The sequence below is a fragment of the Neisseria sp. LACPHL-SPEC-2024-00856 genome (assembly GCF_047915665.1).
Classification (GTDB): domain Bacteria; phylum Pseudomonadota; class Gammaproteobacteria; order Burkholderiales; family Neisseriaceae; genus Neisseria; species Neisseria polysaccharea.
The window spans coordinates 171,309-182,487 of the sequence record NZ_JBLRPR010000003.1 but is presented as its reverse complement, the minus strand read 5'-3'; the positions used below and the strand labels follow the sequence as shown (position 1 = coordinate 182,487).

Below are 11,179 nucleotides of genomic sequence, written 5' to 3'. Positions count from 1 at the left end.
TTTATTTTGAGGCGCAAAGGTCTTCGATGCACACGATGCGCCAGAATTGGCAGGTCAATATGGGCGTGCGCAGTATGTTCTGATGCGCGGATGCCACCTGAAAACAATCCGGAACGGTCAGACGCGTTCCGGATTGTTTTTTTTGTCGGGGGGATTTGTTTAAGGCGCGGCGGTTTGGTTTGTCGGGGCGGTTTGTCAGGGTGGTTTGTTAGTAATGGTAGGGTGGGCTTCAGCCCACCAAACCCCGAATGCCGTCGGAAGCCCGACAAGGCATTTGATGCCGTCTGAAGCGGTGGGCTGAAGCCCACCCTACCATTACGCCCTGCCATTGTTTCTGTGTCCGTACCGCTTGGCGGTATTTTTTTATATTGTAGGGTGGGCTTCAGCCCACCGAAACCCCGATGCCGTCCGAAGCCCCCGATGCCGTCTGAAAACCCAAATGGCGGCACAACAATGCCGCGCCGCCGACATTGCCATCCCGACACAAAACGGCACAGACAATAAAAAATGCCGTCTGAAAGGGCTTCAGACGGCATTGTGTTCGGACGGGCGGGCTTATTTCGCGGCCTGTTCGCCTTCTTTTGCAAAATATTTGGCGTAGATTTTGTCGTATTCGCCGCTTTCGCGTACTTTTTTCAACGCATCGTTCATTACTTTTAAGGTTTCCCCGTCGCCTTTGCGTACCGCGATGCCGTAGTGTTCGGTGGTGAAGTCGGGCAGGGTAACGAAGTCCATCCCTTTGGTCGGATTGTTTTTCACATAATTGGCGATGACCGCGCTGTCGCTGACTACGGAATCTAAGCCGCCGTTTTCCAGTTCTTTGATAATCAGGGGAACGTTTTCAAAGCGCGCGATTTTCGGATTGTCGTTGCCCAAGAGTTTGGATACGGAGAAATCGCCTGTGTAGCCGGTTACTACGCCGACTTTGTTCATGTTTTTCAAATCGTCGGAAGAAGATACTTTTTTGCCTTTCGGAACGAGGACGACTTGGGTGATTTCAAAATACGGGTCGCTGAAGTCCATAGACTGTTTGCGGTCGTCGGTAATGGTTACGCCCGACATCACAACGTCCGCATCGCCGTTGTTCAAGGCGGGGAAAAGGCTGTCCCACGGCTGGTGTTTGAATTCGATTTTAAAATTGCCCGCCTTCGCCATCGCATTCATCAAATCCACGTCGAAGCCTTCGACATTGCCTTTTGAGTCTAAAGATTCAAAGGGGGCAAACTCGGCGTTGGAAGCCACGCGGTACACTTTGTCAGGGTTGGCGGCAGGCGCGGCGGCATCTTTACCCTGACCGCCGCAGGCAGACAGCGCGAGTGCGGAACAGGCAAGGGCGGCGGCAATCCATTTTTTCATATTCATCAAAATTCCTTTCGGTAATCAAAAAGCCTAAAAAATCAGTTTAACATAAAATTAACGTTCTTTTTCACGGAAAAACGCATAAGTAACGTCGTGGAACAAATCCGTATGCGGGCTGTCCTCATAGCTCAATTCCGCCAAAGCGTCTTCAAATGCAAGCTGAATCGACTCGACCGCGATTTCGGCGGTGTCTGCGGGAAGAGCGCGGATTAAGGCTTTGAATGCGGTGGACAGGACGTGGTTCTGCATACGCAGCACGTCGTTCGCCTCTTCCAGATATTCCAAACGCTGTTCGATGCTGCTCATGATGTATCCTCGCGAATCTGTTAAAATGCGCGATTATATCAAACGCGCTTCAGGCGGGGTTTGTCCGCCTGCAAAGATTAAGGACCGGAAGCCGAAAAAATGGATACGAACAATCAGGATAAAGAGCCGAATTGGGAAAAACGCCTGGAAAACCTGCGCCGGACGCGCCGTATGAATACCGCGCCCGACCGTGTGCCGCCGGTTCAAACTTCCGAAGCGGCAAAGAGCGTGTCCGCGCCGAAATTGGACGATGCAAGCCGAAACCGTGTGTTAAAGGCGTATCTGCAAAAATGGCAGGAGGAGCACAATGCCGCCGTTGCCGAATGCGGCGAGGAAGTCGAAACCGACCCGATGGTTATTCTTCAGGAAAACTGGCTCAACGCGCAGGCTTCCCTGCAAATGTCGGTTTCGGAAAAACACATCGAATCGCGGCGTAAAATCCGGTTCGATGCCAAAAAAGACTGCGTCGAATTTGAAACTGCACAGATTGAAGGCGGGGAAAACGCCGATGCGGCAGAATCCGGCACGAATGAGCCGGCGGTTTCGGAAAACGGGGAAAACGATGCGGAAGAAACGTTGATGCCCGTCCAAATCAATATCCTGAACCCGAAAGCCGTCAACCGGCGCGAAGTGTTCTGCCTGTCCGAACAGGAGCTGACCGAACGGCTGATCAAACGCCTGCGCCCGCATCTGACCGATACCGTCAACGGCATTATCCGTACGGCGGTGCAGAAGCAGATGGCGGTTTTTACCTACCAGCTCCAGCAGATGCTGCACGAGCAGGCGGGGGCGGTAGTCGAAGACGTGTTGGAACACGATGTCCGCAAAATCCTTAACGACATCAAGTACGAGTTAAAATACAAACGCTGATTGCAATGCCGTCTGAAAGCCGTTTCAGACGGCATTTTCCTGCCCGTCCGACTTGAAAGGCGCACGGAACGGGCGCAAAATATTAACAAATTAAACAACGGGCGCGCGCCCCGTTGCCGAACGGACAAAACCGAGGAATTACCGATGAGCAAAAAACTTCATCCGCAAACGCTCGCCATACGCGGCGGCAAAGAACAAACCGGATATCGCGAACACAATCAGGCCTTGTTCCTGACCAGCAGCTTCATGTGGGACAACGCCCAACACGCCGCCGATTTGTTTTCAAAAAAAATCAAAGGCTTCACTTATACCCGTACCGCCAACCCGACCACCGCCGCCTTTGAAAAACGCATCGCCGCTTTGGAAGGTGCGGAACGCGCGGTCGCCACTTCGACGGGTATGTCTGCGATTCAGGCGGCGTTTTTCACCTTTTTGCAGGCGGGCGATCATGTGGTTTCCAGCCGCAGCCTGTTCGGCACGACCGTCGGCTTTATCAATAACATCGTTACCAAATTCGGCATCGAAGTGAGCCACGTGTCGCCGACCGATATAAACGAATGGAAAGCCGCCGTCAAAGCCAACACCAAACTACTGTTTTTGGAAACGCCGTCCAACCCCTTGGGCGAAGTAGCCGACCTGGAAGCCTTGGCGGAATTGGCGCACGGCATCGGCGCGCTCTTGGTGGTGGACAACAGCCTGCTGTCGCCCGTCGGCTCGCAGCCTTTGAAACACGGCGCGGATATTTCCGTTTCCTCCGCAACCAAAGCCATAGACGGACACGGGCGCGTGATGGGCGGCGTGTTGGCGGGTTCGGAAGAGTTGTTGGCGCAGGTCGCCGTTTACTGCAACTCTTGCGGGCTGGCAATGTCGCCGTTTAACGCATGGCAGTTGTTGGGCGGCGTGGAAACCCTGTCGCTGCGTATGGAAAAACAGTTCGACAACGCCCTGAAAATCGCGCAATGGCTGCAAGCGCAGCCGCAGGTTCAAGCCGTGTACTACACCGGATTGCCCGACCATCCGCAGGCAGAGCTTATCCGCAAACAGCAAAACGGCGGCGGCATCGTCATCGGCTTTGAAGTCGCCGACCAAGAAGCGGCGTGGAAAGTCGTGGACGGCGTGGAACTCTTTTCCCGAACCGCCAACCTCGGCGACGTACGCTCGACCATCACCCATCCGTGGACAACCACGCACGGCAGGATGCAGCCCGAAGAAAAACTCGCCGCCAACATCCGCCCCGGATTGGTGCGCCTGTCGGTCGGTTTGGAATATGTTGGCGATTTGATTGACGATTTGAAACAGGCACTCGCGCGCTGATTGCGTGTTTCAGACGGCATTGGACAGTAGATGCCGTCTGAAACCCTTATCGCGTATGGCATACACATCAACAATAGGAAAAAATATGGATGAAGCGGTTTTTGCCGATTGGGCGTTGAAAATCTGCCTGACCGGTTTGATTATTTTTTTGGGTTTTATCGTTTGGAATTTGGGCAAGGAGTCTAAAGCGGGCAAATTCGGCATCGCCATTTTGTTTTTGGTTTTGGGCTTGGGCGTGTTCGGTTTTGTGTTCAAAGAGTTATTGATTAAGTTTTTGGTATTGCCGAAATAGGTTTGCGGCCTGTCAAAATGCCGTCTGAAATCATAAAAAGTAATCTGCACCCTAAAAGTTTGATTTAACCGCCAACTGATTAAGGTGCGGATTTTTATGACAAAATATAGTGGATTAAATTTAAACCAGTACAGCGTTGCCTCGCCTTAGCTCAAAGAGAACGATTCTCTAAGGTGCTCAAGCACCAAGTGAATCGGTTCCGTACTATTTGTACTGTCTGCGGCTTCGTCGCCTTGTCCTGATTTTTGTTAATCCACTATAAAAATCATCTTTCCGCAGTCATTCCCACGGACGCGAAAGCCTGTCTTTTTGAATCCCGGATAATTTTACATCGTCATTCCCGCGCAGGCGGGAATCCAGATCATTGGGTAGCGGCAATGTTCAAAAGTCGTCTGAAAAATCAGAAGTTCTAGATTCCAGTTTTCACGGGAATGACGGAATTTCAGACGGCATCCTCCCGCCCCGTCATTCCCGCGCAGGCGGGAATCTAGTCCGTTCGGTTTCAGTCATTTACGATAAATTCCTGTTGCTTTTCATTTCCGGATTCCCACTTCCGTGGGAATGACGGTTTGGAAGTTGCCTGAAACTCGAAAACCACTATAAAACTGAACGAATCGGATTCCCACTTCCGTGGGAATGACAAACTTTAAGGTGTGATGACTTATCCAAAACAGTCGAAACGCAAAAACCGGTTTCTCGTTTGCATAAGAACGGCAAATTTTTCGGTGTCTTGTTTTATGGGCGTTATCCCTTGTCCGCTCCGTAGGGCAGGTAAACGTCGAAGCGTGTGCTTTTGCCGGTGTATTGGTAGGCAGGAGCTTGTCCGGCAAGGTGTTCTCCCAGGCGCGGGCGTTTGACGACGACGCGTTTTTTTGCAGTCTGTCGGGCGGTATGGAGGAGGACGGCCTCATCTTGCGCTTCACCGACGAGCCGGTGGAAGTAGGCCATTTCTTTTTTGACGGCGGCACTTTTGCGGCGTTCGGGATACATCGGGTCGAGATAGACGATGTCGGGTTTGCCTTGTGTTTGAACAAGTACGGGCATTTGTTCGGCGGCATTGCCGAAATGGAGCTTGATGCGCGCAGCGGTGTCTTGCGTTTCGGGATTGAGAAGGGCGCGGCGGATGCCGTCTGAAAGCAGGCAGGCGACGGCGGGATGCTGCTCGAAGGCGGTAACGGCCAGCCCGAGCGAGGCGAGGACGAAGCTGTCGCGCCCCAATCCGGCGGTCGCATCCCACACGGTGGGTTTGGCGGTATGGTTGACGGCTTTGGCGATGAGTTCGCCCCCGCCTTTTGTGCGCCGGTATTGTGCCGCACCGGAGGCAAAATCGACGGTAACGCCGCCCTTTTCCCCGACAAGCCTGAGGCTGACGGTATCGTGTTCGGCAAGGAGGTAGCTGCCTTGTTCGGGCGGTTGGGAAACGGGCACGAGGGGGAATGCCCGTATCAGGGCGCGGACGGCTTCGGTGGCGGTGTCGTCAATGAGGATGTCGGTCATAGTGTTTTGTGTCCGTTCGGGCGTGGGGCGAACCCGCTTTCCCGTGCCGTTTCAGACGGCATTTTTCGGGTGGGCGGGGATGGCGCGGATGCCGTTTTGCCGTCAGCAGATGTTGAGGCGTTCCATACGGTAGCGCATCGAACGGAAGCTGATGCCCAAGCGTTTGGCAGCCTGCGTGCGGTTGCCTTCGGTTTGTTTGAGGGTTTGTTCGATGATGTCGCGTTCGATTTGGTCGAGATAGTCCTGTATCTGCATGGTATCGGGGTCGAACGGCAGGACGCGGGACGGTGCGGCGGCTGTTTCAGACGGCAAGGTATCGGCGGCGCGCTCGGCGGTTTCCGTCCGGACGGGCTTGTGGCGCACATCTTGGATTTGCAGGTCGTCGATTTGCACGGTATGCCCGACGCACAGGGCGACGGCGCGTTCGAGGATGTTTTCCAGTTCGCGGAAATTGCCCGGATAGCTGTAATTCAGGAGCATCTGTTGCGCGGCGGGGGAGAGTGTGTAAGGCCGGTTGTTGCGGCTGTGTTTGTACAGGAGGTAGGGGATGAGCAGCTTCAAATCTTCGCGCATTTCACGCAGGGACGGCATATTGAGGCTGATGACATTGAGGCGGTAATACAGGTCTTGGCGGAATGCGCCGCTTCCGACAAGGGCTTCGAGGTTTTTGTGGGTGGCGCAGACGATGCGGACATCGACGGGCTGCTCGGCGGTATCGCCGATGCGGCGCACGGCTTTTTCTTGAATCGCGCGCAGGAGTTTGACCTGCATGGAAAGGGGCAGGTCGGCGACTTCGTCCAAAAATAAAGTACCGCCGTCGGCGTGGCGGAAGAAGCCGTCGTGGTCTTTGTCGGCGCCGGTAAAGCTGCCTTTGCGGTAGCCGAAAAATTCGCTTTCCATCAGGTTTTCGGGAATCGCACCGCAGTTGACGGCGACGAAAGGTTTGCCCGCGCGGTCGGACAGTTCGTGTATGGTGCGCGCCGCCTGTTCCTTGCCCGTGCCGGATTCGCCGGAAATATAGACGGGTACTTTGCCGGGCGCGAGGCGGCGGATGAGGTGGCGGATTTCGACCATCTGCGGAGAGCTGCCGAGCAGGCGGGGCATATCGGGTTCCGCATAGGGAAGGGCGGCGGAAACGGGCGGTGCCGCCGGTATCGCGTTTGCAGGTTCCGGGGCTTCAGACGGCATTGGGGAAGAAACGGGGGATGCCGTCCGAACGGGCGGTTCGGGGATTTTGTTTTGGTTTTCGGAAACGGAAATTGCCGATTTGACGAGGGAACGCAGCCGGGCGAGGGTAATGGGTTTTTGGATGTAGTCGAACGCGCCGCAACGCAGGGCTTCCTGTGCCTGATCGGCATTGCCGAAGGCGGTAATGACGGCAATCGGGATGTCGAGTGCACGGCTGTTGATGTGTTGGACGACTTCCAGCCCCGAGCCGTCGGGCATACGCATATCGGTCAGGACGAGCGAATAGCGTTGGCTGTCGAGCTTGTTTTTGGCTTCGGCAACGCCTGACGCGGTATGGACGCGCAGCCCCATTTTCATCAGGGTCATTTCCATAAGGTCGAGAATGTCGGTTTCGTCATCGACGACGAGGACGGGATGTTGCAGTTCAGTCATTGTTTTTTTCCGGTAATGTGAGTTTGAAGCATTTGGCTTCGGGCAGGTAGGTCAAATCGCCGAAGTTGGCGTGTGCCAGTTCGCGGGCGACATACAGCCCGAGGCCGGTGCCGTTTTCCGCCGTGGTGTAAAAGGGTTCGAACAGGTGTTCCTGCACTTCGGGCGGTACGCCGCCGCCGTCGTCGGCAAAAAGGATGCAGACGGTGTTTTTTTGTGCGGGGCGGATGGTGACGGAAATCGAGCCGGGCTGTTTGCGGCTGTGCCGCCACGCGTTGTTGGCGAGGTTCCACATAATTTGCCGCAGGTGGGCGGGATCGAAATAGGCGGTCGGGCTGCCGCCTTGAATATCCGGACGGATGCAGCCGACGGCATCGGGATGGCCGAGCAGGAACTCTTGTTTGAATTCTTCCCAAAACGGTATCAGGCCGATAGTTTCGCGTTCGGTTTTGTTGCGCTTGTTGAGCGAGGAAATGTCTTCGAGCATTTTGTCGATGCGGCAGACGTTGCCGTCGATGATTTTGCACAATTTGGCGTTGAACGGATCTGCCGCCCCTGCCTCCATATTTTCGCGCAGCAGGTCGTTGGCGTGGCGGATGGCGGACATCGGGTTGCGGATTTCGTGGGCAAGGTTGGCGGTCAGTTGTCCGAGCGCGGCAAGTTTGACGGACAGGGCTTCCGCCTGAATTTCGCTCTGCGGGCGGATGTAGAGGATGAGCAGCTTGTCCGGCCCTTTGTTGACCGGAACGGCGCGGATGCCGGCGTTCAGGCCGGGTGTGCCGAGGACGTATTCGAAATTGTGCGGAGAGGCTCGGTCCCACAGTTCGGCGGCAGAATCGGACAGGCCGGCGCGCCGTCCGATTTCGAGCGCGGGGAAAAGGTCTTTCGCCTTCCGGTTGAACAGCACCGCCAGCCCTTCGGTATTGATGACGACGACGGCTTCCTGAACGCGTTCGAGTACGGTTTGGCTCAAGCCTTTGATGCGCCGGTAGGCGAGGTGGTTGTCGCGGGCCAGTTGGCCGGCGCTGTCGATGTATTTGACCGACAGGGAAGTGAAGATGGCGGAAAGATAGGAGGCGGCGACGAGGATGAAAGTTGCCGAGGCGGTACGGGTATCCGATATGAGCGGGTATTTGCCGATATTGCCGTCGGCAATGGCGTTGAATATCAGCAGGATGGCGGCGTAGCTGGAATAGAGCAGGGGGTAACGCCCGTAGCTGAGCAGGCAGGAGCAGACGACGAAGGGCAGGATCAGGATGCCGAAGCCGGAATCGATGCCGCCGAACAGGTAGGTCAGCACGCCGATCATCGTGATGTCCGCCACCGCGCTGAAACGCGGCATTTTCAGCGACTGCCATTGCCAATGCGGATGGATGATGGAAAAGAAAATCAGCCAGCAGGCAATGGCGAGCCAAACATAAAACGCCCACGCCGTCCACGAAGCGTGCAGGTTCGCACGGCTGCCGGTTTCCAGCCCGAGGATGTGCATAATCATCAGCGGGAAAACGATGGCGACGCGGATGATGTTGATCAGATTGGGAATCCGGTCTTTGAGTTTTTCAAGTTCGCGGGGGTTGGAAATCACCATAATATGTGCGGAACCGGGTTTATTTGGGGGAAGAAAGCTGTTTCAGGCTGCCCGATATGGGTAATAGTCTGCCTTTTTTGCCGCGTTTTGCCTCAAGCAGGGAGACGGGGATGCGGTCTTTGTGCGCCGCGCCGCGCCTGCCTTCGCTTTCAATCAGGATTTCCGGCTCGGAAGAAACGGCGGTATGCGTCATCGATTCGCCGGTGTTTAATCCGATGATTTGCAGCCCTTTGCCTTTCGCCATAATTTTCAATTCGCCGATGGGGAAGGCGATGGCGCGGTTTTGACTGGTGGCGGCAATGATTTTGCAGTCTGGGTTGATGAACGAGGAGGCATAGACGGCAACCGGCGGCAAAACGGTTTCGCCGCTGTCTGCGGTCATCACCACTTTGCCCGCTTTCACGCGCCCGACCATATCAGCCAACTTGGCGATGAAGCCGTAGCCGCCGCTGCCCGATAATAAATAATGTTGTTCCGGCAATCCTGTCAGCATCGCAACGGGTTTCGCGCCGTTTTGCAACTCGATCAAGGATGAAACCGGTACGCCGTCGCCGCGTCTGCCGGGGATTTCGGCGGCATCAAGGGTGTAGGTTCTGCCCGATGAATCGAGAATGACGACGGGTAAAACCGTTCTGCCTTCGAGGGTCTGCTTGAGGCGGTCGCCTTCTTTGAACGCGGTTTGGCTCAAATCGAGGTTATGTCCGGCGCGGCTGCGTATCCAGCCTTTTTCCGACAAAATCAGTGTGATGGGTTCGTCGGCGGTGGTTTGCGTCAGCACGGCGCGTCCGGCCTCTTCCACCAGCGTGCGGCGCGCGTCGCCGTATTGTTTCATATCCGCCTGCATCTCTTTAATCAGCAGCTTGCGTTTTTCGTTTTCGTCGCCCAAAAGGATATTCAGACGGCCTTGTTCCTCACGCAATTCGTTCAATTCTTTTTCGAGTTTGAACCCTTCCAAACGCGCCAACTGGCGCAGGCGGATTTCCAAAATGTCTTCGGCTTGGATTTCGGTCAGTCCGAACGCCGCCATCAGGTCGGTTTTCGGATCGTCTGATTCGCGGATGACTTTAATCACTTCGTCGATGTGCAGAAAGACTTTCAGACGGCCTTCGAGGATGTGCAGCCGTTTTTCCACTTGGTTCAAACGGAATTTCAGACGGCGTGTTACGGTTACGACGCGGAAATCCAGCCATTCTTGCAAAATCGTTTTCAGGTTTTTCTGCGCGGGGCGGTTGTCCAGTCCCATCATCACCAAGTTCATGGACACATTGCCTTCCAGCGAAGTCTGCGCCATTAGCGTGTTGATGAAGGTGTCGGTATCGATGCGGCTGGATTTCGGCTCGAACACCAGACGCACGGGATGTTCGCCGTCGGACTCGTCGCGCACGCGGTCGATTAAATCCAGCATCAGCTTTTTGGTGTTGAGCTGGTCTTGGTTGAGCTGTTTCTTACCCGCTTTCGGTTTCGGGTTGGTTTGTTCTTCGATTTCGGCAAGGATTTTGGCGGAATTGGCGTTCGGCGGCAGCTCGGTTACGATGACGCGCCACTGTCCGCGCGCCAGCTTCTCGATTTCATAACGCGCACGCACGCGCACGCTGCCTTTGCCGGTTTCGTAAATCCGGCGCAATTCGTCCGCCGGCGTGATGATTTGACCGCCGCCGGCAAAATCGGGGGCGGGAATGTACTGCATCAGGTCGGCGGTTTCCAGCGTCGGTTTTTTCAACAACGCAATCGCCGCCTGCGTGACTTCGTTCAAATTGTGCGACGGAATTTCAGTCGCCATCCCCACCGCGATGCCCGATGCACCGTTGAGCAGCACCATAGGCAGGCGTGCGGGCAGGTGCAGCGGTTCGTCAAACGCGCCGTCGTAGTTCGGCACGAAATCCACCGTCCCCTGATTGATTTCGGACAACAGCAATTCCGCAATCGGCGTCAGCCGCGCTTCGGTGTAACGCATCGCCGCCGCCCCGTCGCCGTCGCGCGAACCAAAGTTGCCGATGCCGTCGATTAAGGGATAGCGCAAGGTAAAATCCTGCGCCATCCGCACCATCGCCTCATAGGCGGAACTGTCGCCGTGAGGGTGGTATTTGCCCAAAATCTCGCCGACCACGCGCGCCGATTTCACCGGCTTCGCCCCCGCCGTCAAACCCATATCGCGCATCGCAAACAAAATACGCCGCTGCACGGGCTTTTGGCCGTCTGAAACTTCAGGCAGCGCGCGGCCTTTGACCACGCTCATGGCGTATTCGAGATAGGCGCGTTCGGCATATTGACCGAGCATCAGCGTGTTGGAATCGGTATGTGGGGCGTGCGCTTGCGTATTCATTGTGTATGCGGAA

General features: G+C 55.5%; 10 protein-coding genes. 3 read left to right on the top strand and 7 right to left on the bottom strand.

The window, feature by feature from the left end:
- The 3 genes from ACNAU7_RS04705 to ACNAU7_RS04695 form a co-directional block, all read right to left on the bottom strand.
- The coding region (locus ACNAU7_RS04705; RefSeq protein WP_416301062.1) for a hypothetical protein at positions 1-536 on the bottom strand (536 nt) is incomplete at its 3' end.
- A gap of 19 nt (positions 537-555) precedes the next feature.
- Complete coding sequence (locus tag ACNAU7_RS04700) at positions 556-1,362, bottom strand: basic amino acid ABC transporter substrate-binding protein (protein WP_196428874.1); 807 nt, start codon at positions 1,360-1,362, stop codon at positions 556-558.
- A 51-nt stretch (positions 1,363-1,413) separates the two neighbouring features.
- The gene (locus tag ACNAU7_RS04695; RefSeq protein ID WP_003697566.1) at positions 1,414-1,665 is read right to left on the bottom strand and encodes an NGO1151 family protein; all 252 of its coding nucleotides are present in this window, start codon (positions 1,663-1,665) and stop codon (positions 1,414-1,416) included.
- Between the two features lie 99 nt (positions 1,666-1,764).
- Here ACNAU7_RS04695 and ACNAU7_RS04690 point away from each other — a divergent pair, with 99 nt between their 5' ends.
- The 3 genes from ACNAU7_RS04690 to ACNAU7_RS04680 all read left to right on the top strand — a co-directional run bounded on the left by ACNAU7_RS04690 (position 1,765) and on the right by ACNAU7_RS04680 (position 4,141).
- Positions 1,765-2,535 carry a hypothetical protein gene (locus ACNAU7_RS04690; protein WP_003714457.1) on the top strand — a complete coding sequence of 257 codons (771 nt, stop codon included), beginning with the start codon at positions 1,765-1,767 and terminating at the stop codon, positions 2,533-2,535.
- 144 nt (positions 2,536-2,679) lie between these two features.
- Positions 2,680-3,849: an O-succinylhomoserine sulfhydrylase gene (metZ, locus tag ACNAU7_RS04685; protein ID WP_003714456.1), complete on the top strand. Its 1,170-nt coding sequence runs from the start codon at positions 2,680-2,682 to the stop codon at positions 3,847-3,849.
- Between the two features lie 85 nt (positions 3,850-3,934).
- On the top strand, positions 3,935-4,141 hold the full coding sequence (locus ACNAU7_RS04680; protein ID WP_002212781.1) for a DUF2788 domain-containing protein: 207 nt from the start codon (positions 3,935-3,937) through the stop codon (positions 4,139-4,141).
- A 744-nt stretch (positions 4,142-4,885) separates the two neighbouring features.
- Here ACNAU7_RS04680 and ACNAU7_RS04675 read toward each other — a convergent pair.
- The 4 genes from ACNAU7_RS04675 to parC all read right to left on the bottom strand — a co-directional run bounded on the left by ACNAU7_RS04675 (position 4,886) and on the right by parC (position 11,166).
- Positions 4,886-5,638, bottom strand: coding sequence for a class I SAM-dependent methyltransferase (locus ACNAU7_RS04675; protein ID WP_416301056.1), 753 nt, complete (start codon positions 5,636-5,638; stop codon positions 4,886-4,888).
- Positions 5,639-5,740: 102 nt separating this feature from the next.
- Complete coding sequence (locus ACNAU7_RS04670) at positions 5,741-7,258, bottom strand: sigma-54-dependent transcriptional regulator (protein WP_416301054.1); 1,518 nt, start codon at positions 7,256-7,258, stop codon at positions 5,741-5,743.
- Positions 7,251-8,843 carry an ATP-binding protein gene (locus tag ACNAU7_RS04665; RefSeq protein ID WP_416301052.1) on the bottom strand — a complete coding sequence of 531 codons (1,593 nt, stop codon included), beginning with the start codon at positions 8,841-8,843 and terminating at the stop codon, positions 7,251-7,253. Before ACNAU7_RS04665 ends, ACNAU7_RS04670 begins: the two co-directional genes overlap by 8 nt.
- 19 nt (positions 8,844-8,862) lie before the next feature.
- Entirely contained in the window at positions 8,863-11,166 is a 2,304-nt protein-coding gene (parC, locus tag ACNAU7_RS04660) for a DNA topoisomerase IV subunit A (RefSeq protein WP_416301050.1), read from the bottom strand.
- Positions 11,167-11,179 lie beyond the last annotated feature (13 nt).